This is a genomic window from Bacillus sp. JK74, assembly GCF_053663395.1.
The window spans coordinates 1,067,149-1,087,352 of sequence record NZ_JBSJQB010000002.1; the positions used below are offsets into that span (position 1 = coordinate 1,067,149).

Here is a 20,204-nt window from a genome sequence, read left to right on the forward strand (position 1 = left end):
GGAGTTTTTTATGTTACCAGCTCGCTTTTTTCACCCCGGGAACCCGGCCTTTATGGGCCAGCTCCCTGAATGCGATTCTGGACAGTTTAAATTTTCTCATATATCCGCGGGGCCGCCCCGTCACCGTACAGCGGTTATGAAGCCTGGCCGGAGCAGAATCACGCGGCAGTTTGCTCAGCGCTTCCCAGTCGCCTTTTGCCTTTAATTCTCTTCGGATGTCCGCATATTGTTCAACAAGCTTCTGCCGCTTGAGCTCTTTGATTACTTTTGATTTTTTTGCCATTTCAGCACTCCTAACAAATCGTAATAATTACGTTTTGTATCATATCATCCAGATGAGCATCGTGCAAGCTAAGCGCTTAAAAAGGCGGGTGAATACCCGCCTTCACTGCCGGCATTTCCCCGGAAATGAATCCGCAGAAAGCACCCGCCGTCAATGATCCGCCTTGCGACGTCATCAGACTGTCGCTTTATTTCCTCTTGCAAAATGGTCGTTTCCCATTGCTTCACCCAATCTGCGCTCAAGCTTTTTAGTCCGCTCATTCTGAAACGGCAGAAGCGGAAACACGAGTTCAGCCAGATAATAAGCTTCTTCCAGATGCGGATAGCCTGAAAAGATAAACGACTCAATGCCGAGTGCCTGATACTCTAAAATTCGATCAGCGATAGTCTGCGGATCACCGACAAGCGCCGTGCCCGCTCCGCCTCTGACCAGTCCGATTCCGGCCCAGAGATTCGGGCTGATCTCAAGCTTCGAGCGGTCACCGTTATGAAGATCGGCCATCCGTTTTTGTCCCGATGAATCAGCGCGCCGGAGCGCAGCCTGCGCTTTCGCAATTGTCTCTTCGTCTAAGTGGCTGATTAATCGTTCAGCCGCTTCCCATGCCTCTTCCTCAGTCTCCCGAACAATCACGTGAAGTCTGATGCCAAAACGCATCGTCCTTCCTTCCTTGGCAGCCTGTTTTTTAACGGTTTCAATCTTTTCTTTTACCTGCTCCGGCGGCTCTCCCCATGTTAAATAGACATCTGTATGTTTCGCCGCAGCCTCAATTCCCGCCTGTGATGAACCGCCGAAATATAATGGCGGATGCGGAGACTGTTTTGGCGGAAACAGGAGGTTGCTGTTTTCCACTTTGATATGGTCCCCTTCATATGTCACCGTTTCGCCCCGCATGAGCCCGCGCCAGACGGTTAAAAATTCTTCAGTCGCCTTATAACGTTCATCGTGGCTGATAAACATGCCGTCTCCCGCCAGTTCATAAGGATCTCCGCCCGCTACGACATTTACGAGCAAACGGCCGTCTGACAGCCGGTCCATTGTCGACGCCATTCTCGCGGCGACAGACGGCTGCATCAGTCCCGGCCGGACCGCCACTAAAAATTTCAAGTCACTCGTTTCCCCCGCTAAAGCGGCAGCCGTCAGCCACGGGTCTTCACATGATCTCCCCGTCGGCAGCAGAACCCCCGTATACCCGAGTCTGTCCGCCGCCTGTGCCACTTGCTTAAAATAAAGATGATCCGCTGTTCTCCCTCCCGTTTGCGTCCCTAAATACCGGCCGTCACCATGCGTCGGAATAAACCAAAGAATCTCCATATGAATCTCTCCTTTTTTAATAGGTTACCCTTCATAACTGTTCCGCCATTTTAATAGTTTCCGCTCGAGCATTCTGACCAATGCATCTGTCAGCTTGCCGACAGCCGCAAAAATGATAATGCCGACAAACACCTTATTTGTCTGTGAAAATTGTCTGGCATCCATAATCATATAACCGACGCCCTCGCTCGATCCCATCAGTTCCGCCACCACAAGACCGAGCCACGCAATGCCTAGAGAGAGCCTGATGCCGAGCAGGATATTCGGCAGAGATGCCGGAAGAATTAATTTCGTCATCTGCTGATACCAATTAAATTCCAGCACCCGCGCGACGTCAAACAGCTTCGCTTCCACACTGCGGATTCCGAGAAACGTATTAATGTACACGGGAAAAAAAGCCCCCAATGCGATCAGCAGAATTTTTGATGTCTCATCAAATCCGAACCACAAAATAAACAGAGGAGTCACGGCCAAGTGCGGAACCGTTCTGAGCATTTGCAGAGACGGATCGAGATACGCTTCCGTCCGCTTTGAGAAACCGACCAGCAGCCCGAAAACAAGTCCGAGGCCCGCGCCAAGCAGAAATCCGGCAGCCGCCCGGTATAAACTGATCTCTAAATGACCCCACAGCTCACCTGAAAGAAGAAGTTCCTGAAACGTCTGCAAGATGACGACAGGTGACGGGAGCACCGTTGCAGAGACGATGCCCAGACTTGCGATAAACTGCCATACTGCGATGACCGCAGCCGGGAGTACAATCCCTTTCATCCATTGGTATGAATACTTCCGGGATCTTGCCAGAGCTTTCTTTTCTGATTGGCTTATTGCGCCGGCAGCCGTTGGTGCTTCTGCTTTCATTACTTGCCATCCCCCGTTTCACGCGCTTTTTTAATAAATGAATTGTCGACCACGTCTTTTACATGAATTTTCTTACGAATCGCTTTTGTTCGATATTGAAAATCAGCGGTTTCCTGCTGGGCTTTGACAATATCATCATTGATCGGTTCATTGAGAGGCTCAGTATTGTTAAGCACGTTTCTGACGACTTTCGGATCAAGATGTTTGATTTTCGCATATAAGGAGACGGCTTCATCTTTGTGTTCCTTTTGCCATGTAACTGCTTTATTGAACACTTTCAGAAAACGGACAACCTCATCCGGGTGTTCTTTGGAAAATCCCGTTCTGACTAACGTGAAACCGGGAGAATATAAATCCGTGCTCTCTCCGTTCGCTAATATTTCCGCCCCGTGCTGCAGCGTTTCAATCGACAAATACGGCTCCCAAATCGACCATGCATCAACTGATTTGTTTTCAAAAGCGGAAACCGCCTCATCAGGCTGAAGCTGAATGATGGTGACGTCATCGGCGGAAAGCCCCGCTTTATCTAAAGCTTTATAGAGAAAATCAAAGCCGCTGCTCCCTTTGGCTACGGCGATTTTTTTACCTTTCAATTCTTTCAGGCTCTGAATCCCGCTGTCCTTGTTTACGAGAATGCCGTTTGCTTTTAACCCGTCCTGAGACAGCCCGATCTCTTTAAAATCAATTCCTGCCGCCTGGCCGGAAATGACCGGTGAATTGCCGACCTGGGAAAAATCAAGCTTATCGGCGGCAAGACCTTCAAATTGCGGAGGACCGCTTTGGAATTCGACCCATTTTACTTTTATTCCGTCTTTTTTGAAGGCCTCTTCAAACCAGCCTTTTTCCTTGGCAATGAGAAGCGGGCTTAAACTCTGCTGGATGCCGATCCGGATTTCTTTCACTGTTTTCCCGCTCCCCCCTGTCCCGTCTGCACTGCATCCGGCTGACATCATGACTGCTGCGGCTAAAAGAATGATGATTTTTTTCACTTCGCTTCGTCCCTTCTATATCCCGGACCCGTCCGCAAACCGGAGGTCTTCCGTTTTCTCAAATTCAGAAAGCACCTTCTGCCGGACGGCCTGAAAATCCGCTGACGTCCGATTGCGCGGATGCGGAAGCTGAATCGGCATCAGGCTGTGCAGCCGGCCGGGCTTTGCCCTGAGGATCGCCAGCTTATCGCCTAAATAGACGGATTCATCAATATCATGCGTGACCAGAATCATCGTCGTTTTTTTCTCGCGCCATATATCAAGCAGCACATCCTGCAAATGTTTTCTCGTAAAAGCGTCAAGCGCCCCGAACGGTTCATCTAAAAGCAGCACCTCCGGCTCACGCAAAAGGGCTCTGGCGATGGCAACCCGCTGCGACATGCCGCCGGATAATTCGCGCGGATAAGCGTTCTCCGCTCCCTGCAGCCTGACAACCTCAATCAGATCATCCACTTTTTTCCGAACGGCCGGGTCGTTCATATTGAGATCGGCAGCGATGTTTTGTTTTACCGTCAGCCAGGGAAACAGCCGGTGCTCCTGAAAGATAAATCCCTGCCGGATGCCCGGTCCCGACACATTGCGGCCGTTTATTGCGACAGAGCCTTTATAATCGGTATCAAGACCGGCAATCAATTTTAAAAGCGTGCTTTTGCCGCATCCGCTCGGCCCGATGACAGTCAAAAATTCTCCCGATGCAATTGACAGCTCAATATCATTCAGCACCGGTGTTTTCCGGCCTTCATGCTCAAAAGCTTTTTCTTGTATGCTGATGGTTACAGCCATCTGTCTTCCCCTCTCTTTCTGCCGCATGCGATCGAAAAACAAAAAGGCCCCCATCTCCGATTGCTTGCAGAGATGGGAGCCTTCGGCGGTCCGATCGGCAACCCGTTTGTTTTTAAATTTGAATATCATGTTAATTCAATTTATTCCGACTTGTCAACTGTTTTTTATAAGGATTAAAATACGCCCTCCGGCATAACCCTGCCAGAGAGCGCATCGGCTGTATCACGTATTTACTTCCTTTTCTTGCCGGGCGATTTTTAATAATGTCCGCGCGTTGTTGCCGAAAATGTTTTCTATATCTTCTTCCCGCATATTGATTTCCCGGCAGGTCCTCACCTGCTCCTGAAGATATCTGTATACATATCCTCTCGGAAATCCGTTCGAATCCGTCCCGAAGATGATCCGTTCAGCACCGATTAATTCAGATGTCTTTCGAAACAGAATTTCCAAATCAAGCGGGTACGGCATCCACCTCATCCACTGATTTGAGCCGGACGTGTCAATATACACATTCGGGCAGCTCCAGCACAGCTGCAGCAGTTCCTGATAATATCCGGCGCCGAAATGCGGAATGATGAACGGTATATCAGCATACTCTCTCGCGACGCGATAGATGGAGAGCGGGTTGATGTTGCGATGGCTGACAATGCCCCCCGCTCTCCCTAAAAGTCCGAAGTGAATTAATACAGGCAGTCTTTTGTCAGCCAGATACGTCCACAGCTTTTTCAGCGACGGATCATGAAACTCGATGTCTGTCAGCGGCCCGAACAGTTTATATCCTTTCAGACCGAGCTCTTCAACCGCTCTTTTCAGCTCCTCATACGCATCCTTTTGTTCCAAAGGATGATATGCAAATCCGGTAAACCTCGCCGGATTTGCTTGAATAAACGCCGCCATCCGGTCATTGCTCTCTGCAGTTAAAAAATTCAGCACATCAATGCCGTACTTATCTAATTCTTTCTCCCATCTTGTCATCAAAGCGATTTCGCCGTCATCGCCATCAACATCATGCGGATCAGGAAAATCCCAAGTGAGATTCATTCTTTCCGACCGCTCCCGGTTATAATCGGAAAATGTCTTATCGTTTTTGCCGAAATTAAGGCTGTACGGCAGATGACCGTGAATATCGACAGGTTTAAAATGCTGCCGGAAAAGCATACAATCGCCGCCTCCCTTACCGCCTGACAATAAAAAAAGACCCTTATCCAGTGAAGAATAAGAGCCTCTTGTGTCCAAGTCAGCGGTTTCTATTTTTTCTCATATTAAACCCATTATTCCCCTCAGTCAAGTGGTCTTTCAAACCCGAACTTTCTTTTCGATAATAAAAATAATTATTTTATAATCATTATAAAATAATATTGACTTTTTACTGATAGGTGATATTATGTTCTTATAAATTTAAAGAGGTGATCACATGAGTTCAAATAAATTGACAACCAGCTGGGGCGCTCCTGTCGGAGATAACCAAAACTCAATGACGGCCGGCGATCGCGGTCCTGCTTTAATACAAGACGTCCATCTTCTTGAGAAATTGGCGCACTTTAACAGAGAACGCGTTCCGGAGCGTGTCGTTCACGCAAAAGGCGCGGGCGCACACGGTTATTTTGAAGTCACAAATGACGTTACAAAATATACGAAAGCCGCATTTCTGTCAGAAGTCGGTAAACGCACGCCGCTTTTCATCCGTTTCTCAACCGTTGCGGGCGAACTGGGCTCTAGTGACACAGTGCGCGACCCGCGCGGATTTGCCGTTAAGTTTTATACAGAAGAAGGAAACTACGATATCGTCGGAAATAATACACCCGTGTTCTTCATCCGCGATGCCATCAAGTTCCCTGACTTTATCCATACACAAAAAAGAGATCCGAGAACACATCTGAAAAATCCGACGGCCGTTTGGGATTTCTGGTCTTTGTCACCCGAATCCCTGCACCAGGTAACCATTCTGATGTCAGACCGGGGCATTCCGGCGACTCTTCGCCATATGCACGGATTCGGAAGCCATACATTTAAATGGACAAATGATAAAGGCGAAGGCGTCTGGATTAAATATCACTTTAAAACAGAGCAAGGCGTGAAAAACCTTGATGTTAATACAGCCGCAAAAATCGCGGGCGAAAATCCCGATTACCATACGGAAGATTTGTTCAATGCGATTGAAAACGGCGATTTCCCCGCATGGAAATTATATGTTCAAATCATGCCGTTAGAAGATGCAAACACATATCGCTTTGATCCGTTTGACGTCACAAAAGTATGGTCTCAAAAAGACTATCCGCTCATCGAAGTCGGCCGCATGGTTCTGAACCGCAATCCGGAAAATTACTTTGCGGAAGTAGAACAGGCGACGTTCTCTCCCGGCACATTAGTCCCCGGCGTGGACGTCTCACCTGATAAAATGCTTCAAGGCCGGTTGTTCGCATACCATGACGCGCATCGCTACCGTGTCGGCGCGAACCATCAGGCGCTGCCGATCAACCGTTCCCGCAATGAAGTGAAAAACTATCAGCGTGACGGACAAATGCGTTTTGATGATAACGGCGGCCGCTCCGTCTATTACGAGCCTAACAGCTTCGGGGGCCCTAAAGAGTCACCTGAAGATAAACAGGCGGCATATCCTGTATCAGGTTTCGCTGACAGTGTAAGCTATAATCATCATGATCATTACACACAAGCCGGCGACCTGTACCGCCTGATGAGCGAGGAAGAGCGCGCGCGCCTTGTCGCCAATATCGTCAGTGCGATGAAACCTGTGGAAAAAGAAGAAATTAAGCTGCGCCAGATCGGCCACTTCTACAAGGCTGATCCTGAATACGGCAGACGCGTTGCCGAAGGACTCGGACTGCCGTCACCAAAATAACATCAAAAAACCTGCCGGTCTGCCCGGCAGGTTTTTCCTGTTTATTATCAATAAAACAGTTTTTTTCTCAATTACACGAAGTGACATGCCGCAAAATGATGAAGCCCTTTTTCTGACAGCGCCGGACTTTTCTCAGCACATATCTTCTTGGCTTCCGGACATCTCGTTCGGAATTTACAGCCTGAAGGCGGATCAGAGGGGCTCGGTATATCACCCTTTAAAATTATCCGCTCCCTTTTCGCTCCGGGATCAGGAACAGGCACGGCTGATAACAGCGCTTTCGTATAAGGGTGAAGCGGCCGTGAAAAGAGCTCCTCCTTTGACGCGTATTCCACAATCGTCCCTAAATACATAATGGCGACCTTCGTACATAAGTGCTCCACCACGCTTAAATCATGAGAAATGAACAAATATGACAGCCCGTGCTGTTTTTGAAGGCTGCTGAACAAATTGATCATCTGCGCCTGGATGGAGACATCTAACGCCGCCACGGGTTCATCCATAATGATAAATTGCGGCTTGAGCGCCATCGCTCTTGCAATCACGATCCGCTGCCGCTGCCCTCCGGAAAATTCATGCGGATAACGATCGATGAAGTTTGCGGAAAGTCCGCAGGCTTCAAGAACCTCCGCCGCTTTATCACGCGCGTTCCGCTTCACCGCCAATTGATGCTCGATCATCGCTTCACCGATGGCTTCTCCGATCCGGCGCCGGGGGTTTAAAGAACTGAACGGATCTTGAAAGATGAGCTGCGCTTCCGATCTGAAAGTTTTGAGCTCGCGCCGGCTCATCCGAAACACATCACGCCCCTGAAAAAACACCTCTCCCCCTGTTTTCTCATGAAGCCTCAAAATGGTCTTGCCGATTGATGACTTTCCGCTGCCCGATTCTCCCGCTAAGCCGAACACTTCTCCCTTTCCTATCGTAAAACTGACGCCGTCGACCGCTTTTACGGGTTTTTTATGAGTCTTTCTCATCCCCCCATGCTCCTCGTAATATTTTTTCAGCCCCTTGACCTCCAGCAACACATCACTCATCTGCTTTCTCCTCTCTGTAAAGCCAGCACGCCGCCTGATGCCCCTTCCCGAATTCAGTAAAATGCGGGCTCGATCTCCGGCATATTTCTGTGCTGTGTTCACATCGCTCCGCAAAATAACAAGACGATCCGGACAGGTCCGCAAGCTCGGGGACCTGCCCCGGAATGGTGTAAAGCGTCTCCCTTTTTTGACCGATAACCGGCTTGGCCGCGAGCAGCCCTTTCGTATACGGATGCTTCGGATCAGAAAACAGCTCTGCAACCGGTCCTTCCTCCACAATTTTTCCCGCATACATAACAATCACATAATCAGCCATTTCAGCAACCACGCCAAGGTCATGAGTAATGAATAAAATAGACGTGCGAAATTGCTTTTTCATATCCCGCAATAAATCCAATATCTGCGCCTGAATGGTTACGTCAAGCGCTGTCGTCGGCTCGTCGGCAATGATCAGTTTCGGATCGCAGCTTAGCGCGACAGCCGTCATGATGCGCTGCAGCATGCCGCCGCTCAGCTCATGAGGATATCGGTGCATAACCTGCTCGGCATTCGGGATCTCCACTAACGTGATCAGTTCAACGGCCCTCCGCCATGCCTCTTTCTTACTCAGAAACAAATGTTCGCGAATCGGTTCGGTCAGCTGCTCACCGATTGTAAATACCGGATTCAAAGATGTCATCGGTTCCTGAAAAATCATCCCGATTTCGCTGCCGCGGATTTTCTGCATGTCTTTTGGTTTCAATTCCAACAGGTTCCGTCCGGAAAAATGCACCGCTCCCCGTTCGATTCTCCCAGTCTCGGGAATAAGCTGCATAATGGACAATGACGCCATGCTTTTCCCGCAGCCGGACTCTCCTACAATACAAACCGTTTCCTCCTCATGTATCGTAAAGCTGACACCGTCCACGGCCTTTACCGCACCCTCCTCTGTATAAAAAGCCGTTTCCAAATGCCTCACTTCTAAAAGCGGTTTTTTCATTTCATTTTCACCTGCCGTTTTACCTTAGGATCAAAAGCGTCTCTTAAACCGTCTCCAAGCAGATGAATCGCCACAACGGTCAGAAAAATGGCCGTTCCCGGCGGAATCCACAGCCACGGGCGGAGTGTAAAATCCATAAAATGATTCGCCGCTTCCATCATGTTTCCCCAAGAAGGTGTCGGCGGAGCAACGCCAAGCCCGAGAAAACTCAGCGCAGATTCACTCAGCATCGCTCCCGCCACATGCAAAGTCGCCGCTACCAGTAATAACGGCAATGTGTTGGGAAGCAAATGATAGAGGATTTTCCGTTTATCACTAAGCCCCAAAACTTCCGCGGCCATCATAAACGGCTGCTCCTTCAGCGACAAAATCTGTCCGCGTACAAGCCGCGCCAAACCGGGCCATCCGATCAGACTTAACATCATCATAATCAGGTACATTCTGTATTCAGAAGGCACTTTCCACTCCGACATCACCGCAGCCAAAATCAAAAGCAGCGGCAGGCCCGGGATGGACATGAGCATATCAGCAATGCGCATAATGATCATATCAGCGGCTCCCCGATAAAACCCGGCCGCAGCCCCGAGTAAAGAGCCGATGACAAGCGACAGCACCATTGAAGCAAGCCCCACGGTCAGAGAAATCTGCCCCGCCAGCATCAGCCTCGTCAGCACATCTCTCCCGTACTGGTCGGTTCCAAGCCAATGATGAACCCCCGGCTGCTGATTGGCATTTGAAATATCCGTCCGATCTGTTATGTACGGAGAAAAAGACGGCCCGATAAAGCACAATAAAAACATAAAACATAAGAAAAGAAGACTGATGACCGTCAGCTTATGCTGCAGCAGGCGGCGGTACGTCTGCTTCCAAAGAGAAGGCGGCACCCCTTTTTGTTTTTTCATTCCGCACACCCCCTATTTCAGTCTGACCCGCGGATCAACCGCGGCATAAGCGATATCCGCCAAGAAGTTCCCTACTATCGTTAAACAAGACAAAAACAAGGTAAACGCCATCAAAACCGGATAATCACGATAATGCACGGATTCAAGCTGAATACGGCCGACACCCGGCCACCCGAAAATCTGTTCAATAATGATGGCTCCGGAAAACAGTCCCGGCAGTTCAAAAGCAAGCAGGGTGATGGCCGGAATAAGCGCGTTTTTCAACGCATGTTTCCAGATGACGGTGCGCTCTTTCAATCCCTTCGCTCTCGCCGTTCTGATATAATCCTGTCTGATCACGTCCAGCATGCCGGAGCGGAAATACCTTGTCAGCGAGCCGATGCCGAGCATAGATAAAATCACGACCGGAAGAATCATATGTCTGGCGGCTTCAAGCACGTACGAAAAACCTGTACTCGTGCTTCCGGTATCAATCATCCCGCCGACAGGAAATATTTTCAAATCCACCCCAAACCACTTAATAAACAGAAGGCTGATAAAAAAAGACGGAAACGCCATGGAAGCAAAAACAAGAAACGTCACGATCCCGTCAAACCATGAGTATTTCCTGACAGCGGATATGACACCCGTTATCATCGCGGCTGACCATGTGACAAGCAACGCCAAAAAGGCGACAAAAAACGAATTCCAGACATATTTCCGAAGCAGTGACAGGACGTTCTCCTGATATTTCAAAGAAAACCCAAAATCTCCGCTGAGCACATTTCCGAGCCACGTCACATAACGCTTCCAAATCGGCTGATCCAGCCCGTAAAGCGCTTTTAACTCCTTCGCTCTTTCCGGAGTCAGATTTACATTGGAATCAATATAATCGCCCGGCAGCATGGCGAATAAGAAAAAAATAATAAAGGACGTACCGAATAAGATCACAAGCATTTGAATGAATCGTTCTGCGGCATACCGTTTCATAAAAAGCCCCTCCTTTCCGCTGAAAGGGCAAAATCCCCAGGATGCATCGGGTATTTTGCCCAACCGTTCTATCGAATTGAGACATTTGATAGACTTGAACTGATTCCAGAATAATTGTCAGGCTCAAGCCCTTTTATTTTTCCGCTGACCGCCCTTGCGCTCTGACGGTAATGAATCAGAATGTAAGGCGGGTTTTCCCCGAGCTCCCGGTACAGCTGGTGATAAATCTCTTTTCTTTCGCTGATATCAAGCGTGCCGGCTCCTTTCTCTATCAGCCGGTCCGCTTTCGGATTGGAATACCCCGTCACATTATTGGGATGGCCGGAAGCCAGCTTTTCCACCGTGTCATTCGGATCAAGGATCTGCGAGGTGGAAACGGCGGCAAGGTCATATTGTTTGTCATTGATTTTCGCTACTTCTGTATTAAAATCCATCACTTCCGGTTTTAATGAGATTCCGATGTCCGCATAATTTTCTTTCGCTATCGGGATGAAATCATCATCCGCTTTAGATGTGTAATAGCTGATTTCAAGCTTTTTGCCGTTTTTTTCACGTACACCGTCTTTGCCCGTTTTCCAGCCTGCTTCATCAAGAAGCTTTTTGGCTTTTTCAGGGTTAAACGCGTACCGATTGACACCCTTGTCATCATAAGCCCACGAAACCGGAGACACCGGAACATTCGCGACCTCTCCGTAGCGTTTAAAGCGGACATCGACGATTTTTTGACGGTCAAGTCCGTAAATAAGCGCCTGGGACACTTTCTTATCTTGAAAAGGCGGACGCTTGTGATTGACGTATACAAGCCCGTAATCATTCACGACAGATACGCTTATATTGGCAAAACCGAGACTTTTTAAATGCTGAACCGTATCATCATCAGGTGAGAAAGAAGCGTAATCAAGGTCACCCGTTTCAAAAAGCTGAAGGGAAGTTGACGGATCGATAATTTTATAAATCAGCTTTTCCGTTTTCGGTTTTCCGGCATAATAGTGTTCATTAGCCTGATAGCGTATTTCCTGTCCCGGAAGGTATTCTGTAAATTGATAAGGTCCCGCTCCGAGAGGTTTGGCATAAAGCTCTTTTAAATAATCCAGTTTGCCGAATTGATATTTCTTCCCGTAGTAGGCTTCTGACAGCACCTGCCCGCCCAAAAGAAGCAGCGACTTCGCACTGACTTTCTCAGTCGTGATTTGAATGGTTCTGTCATCAAGGACGCGAATGCCCTCTATCGTCTTTGCCTTTCCTTCTTTGTAAGCCTTACCGCCTTTAATATAAGCCGTGGTGATATCTTCATAGCCCGCGTATGCAGGATCATGCAGCAGTGTTAAAGTGAATGCGGCATCCTTTGCGGTCAACGGTGAACCGTCGCTGAAAACGAGATTTTTTCTTAAACGGAACGTGTATGTTAGCTGATCTTTGGAAATTTTCCAGCTTTCCGCAAGAGCCGGGGCAGGCTTTCCCGTTTTATCCAGTTTGACTAACGGTTCAAAAATAGGATCTGTCGCATTTCCATCCCAGCCGTTTTCGTAGAAGTACGGCAGAAACACGCCGCCCGGCGCGGAAATCCCAGCAACAAAAGTGTCAGTTCTGGCTTTCGATTTAGCGGGAATCGCCGCCGGATGAGAAGCTTTAAATTCCTTTGTCTTGACATGGGCGATACGTGTTTCTTCCTTTTTATCAGCCTCAGATGACGGTTCTTCCCCGGCACTCCCTAACGCGCACCCTGATAACACGATGGATACCGACAGCGCGAGTACCGTTGTTTTTATCCTCCATTTTCTCTCCTTCATCTTTATCGAACCCCCGCATGCTTTTCATCTATCTTTATATAAATCTGCTCCATCTGTTCCTCATTTCTCATAATCTCCCGTTTGTTTTTCTCTACAAGCAGTTCGAAATTCAATGTGTGTTTTCTGTACTTTTTCCGTTTTTTGCTCTTTTTGCGAACATGTGTCACCTTTTTTAAACCCACTTTTCATCCCTCCGCTTTTCATTTCATTCAATGACTTTCACGCAAAAAAGGCCCTTATCTGTTTAATAGATAAGAGCCTTCGGTGATCCGATCAGCCATCGTTTGGAAATATGTAATGATTATGTTAATTCATACAATCCCTACCTGTCAACTATAATTTAAAATATCGTGTCCTTCCGGGGGTTTTCCTCATACACTCTCTCATTTTTCCGCATATGCTAGAAAACATAGCAGATTACAAGTGAAAGTGAGTGAGAATGTGGAAAAGACAACATTGACCGGTCGCATCGTCAAAAAAGATGATCCGGACTATAATGCTGCAAGAACCAATATCAATTTAAGCCTGCAAAGATATCCAGACATCATTGTGTTTTGTCAAAACAAACATGACGCCCTCAATGCGGTGAGATGGGCGCGTGAGAACAATGTGCCTTTTCGTATCAGAGGCGGAAGACACAGCTACGAAAATTTTTCTCTGTTAAATGACGGACTAGTCATTGATCTCAGTGAAATGAAGAAAATAAGAGTAAATGAGGATAAGCGGCTGGTCTCGATTGAAGCGGGAGCCGAATTGGGGGAAGTCTACCGGACACTCTGGCGGTACGGCTTGACCCTTCCTGCGGGAACCATTGCGAATGTGGGAATCACGGGGCTGACGCTCGGGGGAGGAATCGGATATTTAACAAGGACTGCCGGACTTACTTGCGATCGTCTCCTCCAGCTCGAAATGATCATAGCGGACGAAAAAGCGGGTGCTGACTTGATCACGGTCAACCGCTCAAAGCACTCTGATCTATTTTGGGCATCTCAGGGCGGAGGGGGAGGCAACTTCGGCATTGTCACATCCATGATGTTTAAAGCCGTGCCGATCTCGTGCGTGTCTGTTTTTTCTGTCACTTGGGGCTGGGATGATTTCGAGGAAGTATTTAACACGTGGCAGCGCTGGGCTCCATTTACAGACAACCGGCTTACCTCATCAATTCAGTTTTGGCCTAAGGAAGTCAACCGCATAGAAGCGCTCGGTCAATTTACCGGGACAAAAGAGGAGCTGAAAGAACTGCTGGCTCCGTTAATGAAAGCGGGAAAACCGACAAGCGGCATGGTCAAGACAGTGCCATTTATTAAAGCGGCAGCCTTTTTTAACAGCCCGGGAGGCAATCAGCCGCAAAAGATGAAGCGGTCAGGATCCTTTATTGAAAAACCATTATCAACACGCGCAATATCCACTTTAAAGCGCTATTTAGAGCACGCTCCGAACGAAAACGCCAGTGTCTGGCAGCAATCTCTCGGCGGGGCGGCCGGACGGATCGCTCCGGACCAAACGGCATTCTACTATCGCAACGCAATCATTGCCCAAGAATATATTACAACTTGGACATCTGCTGAAGAAGAAAGACAAAATGTCCGCTGGATCGAAGGACTGAGAACGTCCCTATCAAGAGAAACGATGGGAGATTATGTGAATTGGCCTGATAGAGAAATCAGAAACTGGCTGCAAACGTATTACGGAGAAAATGTTCACCGCCTCCGTCAAGTCAAAACGAAATATGATCCGGAAAATATATTCCGCTTCGAGCAGAGCATTCCGCCGCTTCGCCGTTCACCGTTTTTCTAAAAAAGATGAAGATGGACACACTCCATCTTCATCTTTTCTTTTATTGATATAAGCGGCTTCCCTTCTCTGCAAACTCTTTTGCTTTTTCTTTCAGCCCTTCATTGACGGCCTCGTCTTCAGTAAGTCCGTTTTCCTTCGCATAATCACGAATATCCTGAGAAATTCTCATGCTGCAGAACTTCGGGCCGCACATCGAACAGAAGTGAGCCGTTTTTGCGCCTTCAGCCGGCAGTGTTTCATCATGATATTCCATTGCTCTTTCAGGATCAAGCGACAAATGAAATTGATCACGCCACCGGAATTCAAACCGCGCCTTAGACAGAGCATCGTCACGGATCTGTGCACCCGGATGCCCTTTAGCAAGGTCTGCGGCATGTGCCGCGATTTTGTACGTAATGACGCCTTCTCTTACATCATCACGATTCGGCAGCCCCAAATGCTCCTTCGGCGTGACATAGCAAAGCATCGCCGTCCCGTACCAGCCGATCATCGCCGCGCCGATCGCTGAAGTAATGTGGTCATAGCCCGGAGCGATATCCGTCGTTAATGGGCCGAGCGTGTAAAAAGGCGCCTCTTTACAAATTTCCAGCTGTTTGTCCATGTTTTCCTTAATTTTATGCATCGGCACATGACCCGGCCCTTCGATCATCACTTGCACATCGTGCTTCCACGCAATCTCCGTCAATTCTCCGAGAGTCTCCAATTCCGCAAACTGCGCTTCATCATTGGCATCCGCAATCGAACCGGGACGAAGCCCGTCACCAAGTGAAAAAGCGATATCATAGGTCTTCATGATTTCACAAATTTCTTCAAAATGCGTGTACAGAAAGCTTTCCTGATGATGAGCCAGGCACCATTGCGCCATAATTGCCCCGCCGCGGGATACGATTCCCGTCGTGCGTTTAGCCGTTAACGGGACGTAACGAAGCAATACGCCGGCATGGATGGTGAAATAATCCACGCCCTGCTCCGCCTGCTCAATCAATGTGTCACGATAAATGTCCCACGTTAAATCCTCGGCAATGCCATTAACTTTTTCAAGCGCCTGATAAATCGGCACCGTCCCCACAGGCACGGGGCAGTTGCGGATAATCCATTCACGCGTCGTATGAATGTCTTTTCCCGTGGATAAGTCCATCATCGTATCGGCGCCCCAGCGAATCGCCCACGTCATTTTTTCGACTTCTTCTTCGATAGAAGATGTAACAGCCGAGTTGCCGATATTGGCATTAATTTTCACATGAAAATTCCGGCCGATAATCATCGGCTCGCTTTCCGGGTGGTTGACGTTAGAAGGAATAATCGCCCGGCCGCTGGCTACCTCGTCTCTGACAAATTCGGGAGACACATGCTCGCGAATTGCGATAAACTCCATTTCCGGCGTAATGATGCCTTTTCTCGCATAATGCAATTGTGTTACATTTTTCCCCGGCTTGGCCCGAAGCGGTTTCCGCTGCAGGCCGGGGTATTCGGCGGCACGGCCCTCTTTTTTATAGCCGTTGTCTTCAGGTCTCACGGTCCGGCCGTTATATTCTTCTACATCTCCGCGCCCGGTAATCCACTTTGTGCGGAGCGCCCCCAGACCTTCATGAATATCAATCTGTACATCCGGGTCTGTATACGGTCCGCTCGTATCATAAACACGGACCGGCGCATTCTCCTCTTCCCCGAACGCCCCCGTTGTCGGACTAAGGCTGATTTCCCGCATCGGCACTCGTATGTCGGGCGAAGAACCTTCTGCATAAACCTTTTTACTGCCGGAAAAGCTCGACATAATGGAAATGTTCGCTTGCTGTACTGATTGATTTTGCATACAAATCTCTCCTTTATCATTTGAATAACAGAACCAAGCTCAGCACCAGCACAAAAAAACCGGGTTCAAAGAAGAACCCGGTTTTGCAGTCAGAAAGAAACTATTATTGTTTTCATCAACAATAATAAAACCTTTACTTCCCCACGCTGGTACGAACCAGATCAGGTCCAAAGGGTTAAGAAGCCGCCGCTTCTCTCTCAGCCCGCTCAGACGGGCACCCCCAGTAACTATTGATTTCGCTCTCATCGTAACATAAGTTGTGTACAAAAAAAAGCATATTATCAAAATTCAGATAACGAGACGGTCATAAGCTCTGTTTCCCGAACGCCTTCTTCGGTATTAAAAACCCGATAACCCTTTGCGGTTTCCCGGGAAGAGACAGCGCGGAACAGCTGACCGTCTTTATAATGAAGCGCAGCGCCGTCATCAGCGGCATAGCCCTCCCTGAGTTTCTTTTCGGAAATCAGGCGGTGATACACCGGCCGGCGCTCCGCTTCTCCGTCATAGTGCGGACAAAAGCTGCCCGGCAAAAATCCTAAAGCTCTTAACTCTCGCAAATCCCCCGCTGAATCCGTCACCCCTTCTTCGTACCAGCAAACCGCTCCGGCGCTGAGACCCGCCAAGATGATGCCGTTTTCCCAAGCCTCACGAAGAATAAGGTCAAGCCCCCACTCTTTCCATAAGACAAGCATATTGCGCGTATTTCCGCCGCCGACATATATAATATCTTTCTTCATGAGAAAGGATCTGAGATCAGAACCCGGCGGTTTAAACAGCGACAAGTGATCCGGCTCACACCGCAGCTTTTGAAAGGCCTGATAAAACCTGCCGATATAATTCTCCGAATCTCCGCTTGCCGTCGGCAAAAAACAAACTTTCGGCTTTGACCGCGCCGACTGCTCTAAAATATACTGATCCAGCACAAGATGATCCGGCTCCATGGAAAACCCCCCGCCGCCCATTGTAATAATCTGCTTCAATGTCATCACCTCTTTTTTCTCAAGTATAACAGCTCATTAAAAAGGCGTTATCCCAATTTCGGATAACGCCTTCAAAAAGTATTTATTATCTGAAATACGCACCGTATAACATAACGGAGATCCCCGCGGCGATAATCGCCGGAACAAGCTTCGAACGGGCATACTTCACAACATTGATCCCCAACACCGTATTATCACTGAGGGGAGAAGCAAACCAAATGTTCCGCTCACAAACACGGCCCCGATCGCTAATAATAAGCTGGTATGTAACTGAACCGCCAGCGTCCCAAGTCCCCCAGGATGACCCGATAAAATAGGATATAACAGCCCCCAGTATAAAAAGAGACGGCGCAATAAACATATGAGGGATCCATGATGTTAAATGAGAAGTAACATATTTCGAGAATCCCAGATTTTCAGCTACTGCTGTTACGGCTCAAATCAGCGATAACATAATAATAACGTTGACCAATTCGTTTCCGCCCTTAATAAAATGGGTAACAAGCTCGCCTGCAGGAAAGCGCTGAAACATAAAAAGAGCTAATGCTGCAATAACCGCTGCCAATAATGCGATTAACATGACCTCAAGCATATCGCTTTTGAATGGCCGCCCCACCAGCTGAGAAACAGTGTTAATAGCAAAAGCAGCCGATCGGAAAGATTAAACTCCACGGCCGAATCGGTGTTTCCTTAATATAAGCACGGTGCGCCGAATCCAGCTCCTCCTGCTGCAGGTATCATGTTTTCACAAGCCTTGGAGGATATTTTCATACAACAAAAAAGGCTTCTACAATATGTAGAAGCCTTTGTATACCGGTGGCCGGGGTCGAACCGGCACTCCAGAAGGAACACGATTTTGAGTCGTGCGCGTCTGCCAATTCCGCCACACCGGCATGTAATGCGTCGTGTTCAACCGACGTATATAAATATAACATGCATTTTATAAGGTGTCAATGGTTTTAGTAAAGTTTTTTCAAATGGTAATGCAGTATATACGATACAAGCAAGAAACTTATATTGATAGTCTTCACGCTTTTATTATATAAAAAAAGTGACCTGCAATATGCAAATCACTCTCATATATGTTTTATAATGTGAAAATTGATGACCAATTTAACATGGTGCGTCCAAAGTTAAATTGGTGCCGAGGGCCGGACTTGAACCGGCACGGTAGTCACCTACCGCAGGATTTTAAGTCCTGTGTGTCTGCCAATTCCACCACCCCGGCAATAGAAAGGCGACACCCGGATTCGAACCGGGGATAAAGGTTTTGCAGACCTCTGCCTTACCACTTGGCTATGCCGCCGTAATTTGGAGCGGAAGACGGGATTCGAACCCGCGACCCCCACCTTGGCAAGGTGATGTTCTACCACTGAACTACTTCCGCAACATGTAAAAAGAACTTATTACATCTTATGCTGTTGTTTTTTAAAAAATGCAACTGGGCTAGCTGGATTCGAACCAACGCATGACGGAGTCAAAGTCCGTTGCCTTACCGCTTGGCTATAGCCCAATGATAATATGGGGCGATTGATGGGAATCGAACCCACGAGTGCCAGAGCCACAATCTGGTGCGTTAACCACTTCGCCACAACCGCCATAATCTGAAGATGAATAAATAATATAGTGGCAGGGGCAGTAGGAATCGAACCCACACCGGAGGTTTTGGAGACCTCTGTTCTACCGTTAAACTATGCCCCTATTTATAAAATGGTGGAGGGGGGCAGATTCGAACTGCCGAACCCTGAGGGAGCGGATTTACAGTCCGCCGCGTTTAGCCACTTCGCTACCCCTCCATCATTTAGAGTGCCGGCCAGAGGACTTGAACCCCCAACCTACTGATTACAAGTCAGTTGCTCTACCAATTGAGCTAGACCGGCAAATGGTGGCTCGGGACGGAATCGAACCGCCGACACACGGATTTTCAGTCCGTTGCTCTACCAACTGAGCTACCGAGCCTTTTTATAAATGGCGGTCCGGACGGGACTCGAACCCGCGACCTCCTGCGTGACAGGCAGGCATTCTAACCAACTGAACTACCGGACCATTTTTTTTGGTTGCGGGGGCAGGATTTGAACCTGCGACCTTCGGGTTATGAGCCCGACGAGCTACCGAACTGCTCCACCCCGCGATGATAATGGTGGAGGATGACGGGCTCGAACCGCCGACCCTCTGCTTGTAAGGCAGATGCTCTCCCAGCTGAGCTAATCCTCCATCATATAAGTGACCCGTACGGGATTCGAACCCGTGTTACCGCCGTGAAAGGGCGGTGTCTTAACCGCTTGACCAACGGGCCCTGGTATTTTTTCGTTTGTTATGTATTGATAATTAGTGGCGGAGAGCAAGGGATTCGAACCCTTGAGACGGGGTTACCGCCTACACGATTTCCAATCGTGCTCCTTCGGCCACTCGGACAGCTCTCCATAAATGGCTCCGCAGGTAGGATTCGAACCTACGACCGATCGGTTAACAGCCGATAGCTCTACCACTGAGCTACTGCGGAATGAAGTCTGCCTGGCGATGTCCTACTCTCACAGGGGGAAACCCCCGACTACCATCGGCGCTGAAGAGCTTAACTTCCGTGTTCGGCATGGGAACGGGTGTGACCTCTTCGCCATCATCACCAGACGTTTTAGTGACATGTATTATTATACTATGTATTTCAGAAAAAGCAAGAGTTTTTTTAAAAATTCTCTCAAAACTAGATAACAGAAAGCATACATTCAAATTGGTTAAGTCCTCGATCGATTAGTATCTGTCAGCTCCATGTGTCGCCACACTTCCACCTCAGACCTATCAACCTGATCATCTTTCAGGGATCTTACTTCCTTGCGGAATGGGAAATCTCATCTT

The 20,204-nt window shown here is 48.4% G+C and carries 17 protein-coding genes, 16 tRNA genes, 2 rRNA genes and 1 riboswitch; of the genes, 2 read left to right on the top strand and 33 right to left on the bottom strand.

Going from position 1 to position 20,204, the window contains the following annotated elements:
• Positions 1-13: 13 nt before the first annotated feature.
• The 6 genes from rpsN to ACWJJ5_RS09900 all read right to left on the bottom strand — a co-directional run bounded on the left by rpsN (position 14) and on the right by ACWJJ5_RS09900 (position 5,382).
• Positions 14-283 (bottom strand): 30S ribosomal protein S14, encoded by a 270-nt coding sequence (gene rpsN / locus ACWJJ5_RS09875; protein WP_014417259.1) that lies wholly within the window; start codon positions 281-283, stop codon positions 14-16.
• A gap of 174 nt (positions 284-457) precedes the next feature.
• Positions 458-1,594: an FMNH2-dependent alkanesulfonate monooxygenase gene (ssuD, locus tag ACWJJ5_RS09880; RefSeq protein ID WP_454022378.1), complete on the bottom strand. Its 1,137-nt coding sequence runs from the start codon at positions 1,592-1,594 to the stop codon at positions 458-460.
• A gap of 24 nt (positions 1,595-1,618) precedes the next feature.
• Entirely contained in the window at positions 1,619-2,452 is an 834-nt protein-coding gene (locus ACWJJ5_RS09885; protein ID WP_454022379.1) for an ABC transporter permease, read from the bottom strand.
• Positions 2,452-3,441: an aliphatic sulfonate ABC transporter substrate-binding protein gene (locus ACWJJ5_RS09890; protein ID WP_454022380.1), complete on the bottom strand. Its 990-nt coding sequence runs from the start codon at positions 3,439-3,441 to the stop codon at positions 2,452-2,454. The genes ACWJJ5_RS09885 and ACWJJ5_RS09890 overlap by 1 nt, the downstream gene beginning before the upstream one ends.
• A gap of 15 nt (positions 3,442-3,456) precedes the next feature.
• Complete coding sequence (locus ACWJJ5_RS09895) at positions 3,457-4,224, bottom strand: ABC transporter ATP-binding protein (protein ID WP_003155413.1); 768 nt, start codon at positions 4,222-4,224, stop codon at positions 3,457-3,459.
• Positions 4,225-4,446: 222 nt separating this feature from the next.
• The gene (locus tag ACWJJ5_RS09900) at positions 4,447-5,382 is read right to left on the bottom strand and encodes an amidohydrolase family protein (protein WP_454022381.1); all 936 of its coding nucleotides are present in this window, start codon (positions 5,380-5,382) and stop codon (positions 4,447-4,449) included.
• Between the two features lie 256 nt (positions 5,383-5,638).
• Here ACWJJ5_RS09900 and katA point away from each other — a divergent pair, with 256 nt between their 5' ends.
• Positions 5,639-7,084, top strand: a complete 1,446-nt coding sequence (gene katA, locus ACWJJ5_RS09905) for a catalase KatA (protein ID WP_003155420.1) — start codon at positions 5,639-5,641, stop codon at positions 7,082-7,084.
• Positions 7,085-7,155: 71 nt separating this feature from the next.
• Here katA and ACWJJ5_RS09910 read toward each other — a convergent pair whose 3' ends face one another.
• The 6 genes from ACWJJ5_RS09910 to ACWJJ5_RS09935 all read right to left on the bottom strand — a co-directional run bounded on the left by ACWJJ5_RS09910 (position 7,156) and on the right by ACWJJ5_RS09935 (position 12,943).
• Positions 7,156-8,121, bottom strand: coding sequence for an ABC transporter ATP-binding protein (locus tag ACWJJ5_RS09910; protein WP_454022382.1), 966 nt, complete (start codon positions 8,119-8,121; stop codon positions 7,156-7,158).
• Positions 8,114-9,100, bottom strand: a complete 987-nt coding sequence (locus ACWJJ5_RS09915; protein WP_165408831.1) for an ABC transporter ATP-binding protein — start codon at positions 9,098-9,100, stop codon at positions 8,114-8,116. The genes ACWJJ5_RS09910 and ACWJJ5_RS09915 overlap by 8 nt, the downstream gene beginning before the upstream one ends.
• A complete protein-coding gene (gene opp4C / locus ACWJJ5_RS09920) occupies positions 9,097-10,002 on the bottom strand; it encodes an oligopeptide ABC transporter permease (protein ID WP_058906657.1) in 906 nt (301 codons plus the stop codon). Before opp4C ends, ACWJJ5_RS09915 begins: the two co-directional genes overlap by 4 nt.
• Positions 10,003-10,014: 12 nt before the next feature.
• Positions 10,015-10,971: an ABC transporter permease gene (locus ACWJJ5_RS09925; protein WP_077721970.1), complete on the bottom strand. Its 957-nt coding sequence runs from the start codon at positions 10,969-10,971 to the stop codon at positions 10,015-10,017.
• 68 nt (positions 10,972-11,039) lie between these two features.
• Entirely contained in the window at positions 11,040-12,761 is a 1,722-nt protein-coding gene (locus ACWJJ5_RS09930) for an ABC transporter substrate-binding protein (protein WP_317461337.1), read from the bottom strand.
• Between the two features lie 2 nt (positions 12,762-12,763).
• The gene (locus tag ACWJJ5_RS09935) at positions 12,764-12,943 is read right to left on the bottom strand and encodes an FbpB family small basic protein (RefSeq protein ID WP_058906655.1); all 180 of its coding nucleotides are present in this window, start codon (positions 12,941-12,943) and stop codon (positions 12,764-12,766) included.
• A 259-nt stretch (positions 12,944-13,202) separates the two neighbouring features.
• On the opposite strand from ACWJJ5_RS09935, the gene ACWJJ5_RS09940 reads away from it, so the two are divergent.
• Positions 13,203-14,558, top strand: a complete 1,356-nt coding sequence (locus tag ACWJJ5_RS09940) for an FAD-binding oxidoreductase (protein ID WP_069473670.1) — start codon at positions 13,203-13,205, stop codon at positions 14,556-14,558.
• Between the two features lie 40 nt (positions 14,559-14,598).
• Here the strand turns inward: ACWJJ5_RS09940 and thiC are convergent, their stop codons facing one another.
• The 21 genes from thiC to ACWJJ5_RS10045 form a co-directional block, all read right to left on the bottom strand.
• On the bottom strand, positions 14,599-16,371 hold the full coding sequence (thiC, locus tag ACWJJ5_RS09945; RefSeq protein ID WP_069473211.1) for a phosphomethylpyrimidine synthase ThiC: 1,773 nt from the start codon (positions 16,369-16,371) through the stop codon (positions 14,599-14,601).
• A 121-nt stretch (positions 16,372-16,492) separates the two neighbouring features.
• Positions 16,493-16,603, bottom strand: a riboswitch (TPP riboswitch).
• Between the two features lie 49 nt (positions 16,604-16,652).
• On the bottom strand, positions 16,653-17,351 hold the full coding sequence (locus ACWJJ5_RS09950) for a Type 1 glutamine amidotransferase-like domain-containing protein (protein WP_454022383.1): 699 nt from the start codon (positions 17,349-17,351) through the stop codon (positions 16,653-16,655).
• Between the two features lie 85 nt (positions 17,352-17,436).
• Positions 17,437-17,763: a hypothetical protein gene (locus tag ACWJJ5_RS09955; protein ID WP_223883531.1), complete on the bottom strand. Its 327-nt coding sequence runs from the start codon at positions 17,761-17,763 to the stop codon at positions 17,437-17,439.
• Positions 17,764-18,162: 399 nt separating this feature from the next.
• Positions 18,163-18,244, bottom strand: a tRNA-Leu gene (locus ACWJJ5_RS09960).
• Positions 18,245-18,490: 246 nt separating this feature from the next.
• Positions 18,491-18,579 (bottom strand) — tRNA-Leu (locus tag ACWJJ5_RS09965).
• A gap of 7 nt (positions 18,580-18,586) precedes the next feature.
• Positions 18,587-18,657: transfer RNA gene (locus tag ACWJJ5_RS09970), tRNA-Cys, on the bottom strand.
• 6 nt (positions 18,658-18,663) lie between these two features.
• Positions 18,664-18,738 (bottom strand) — tRNA-Gly (locus ACWJJ5_RS09975).
• 54 nt (positions 18,739-18,792) lie between these two features.
• Positions 18,793-18,864 (bottom strand) — tRNA-Gln (locus tag ACWJJ5_RS09980).
• 9 nt (positions 18,865-18,873) lie between these two features.
• Positions 18,874-18,949 (bottom strand) — tRNA-His (locus tag ACWJJ5_RS09985).
• A gap of 29 nt (positions 18,950-18,978) precedes the next feature.
• Positions 18,979-19,052 (bottom strand) — tRNA-Trp (locus ACWJJ5_RS09990).
• 10 nt (positions 19,053-19,062) lie between these two features.
• A tRNA-Tyr gene (locus ACWJJ5_RS09995) sits at positions 19,063-19,147 on the bottom strand.
• 11 nt (positions 19,148-19,158) lie between these two features.
• Positions 19,159-19,231, bottom strand: a tRNA-Thr gene (locus ACWJJ5_RS10000).
• Positions 19,232-19,234: 3 nt separating this feature from the next.
• Positions 19,235-19,310: transfer RNA gene (locus ACWJJ5_RS10005), tRNA-Phe, on the bottom strand.
• A 10-nt stretch (positions 19,311-19,320) separates the two neighbouring features.
• Positions 19,321-19,397, bottom strand: a tRNA-Asp gene (locus ACWJJ5_RS10010).
• 8 nt (positions 19,398-19,405) lie between these two features.
• Positions 19,406-19,482: transfer RNA gene (locus tag ACWJJ5_RS10015), tRNA-Met, on the bottom strand.
• A gap of 7 nt (positions 19,483-19,489) precedes the next feature.
• Positions 19,490-19,565: transfer RNA gene (locus tag ACWJJ5_RS10020), tRNA-Val, on the bottom strand.
• Between the two features lie 10 nt (positions 19,566-19,575).
• Positions 19,576-19,647: transfer RNA gene (locus ACWJJ5_RS10025), tRNA-Glu, on the bottom strand.
• 36 nt (positions 19,648-19,683) lie between these two features.
• A tRNA-Ser gene (locus ACWJJ5_RS10030) sits at positions 19,684-19,774 on the bottom strand.
• Positions 19,775-19,779: 5 nt separating this feature from the next.
• Positions 19,780-19,854 (bottom strand) — tRNA-Asn (locus ACWJJ5_RS10035).
• Positions 19,855-19,863: 9 nt separating this feature from the next.
• Positions 19,864-19,979 (bottom strand): 5S ribosomal RNA (gene rrf, locus ACWJJ5_RS10040).
• Between the two features lie 100 nt (positions 19,980-20,079).
• Positions 20,080-20,204: ribosomal RNA gene (locus ACWJJ5_RS10045) — 23S ribosomal RNA — on the bottom strand; the annotation flags it as partial.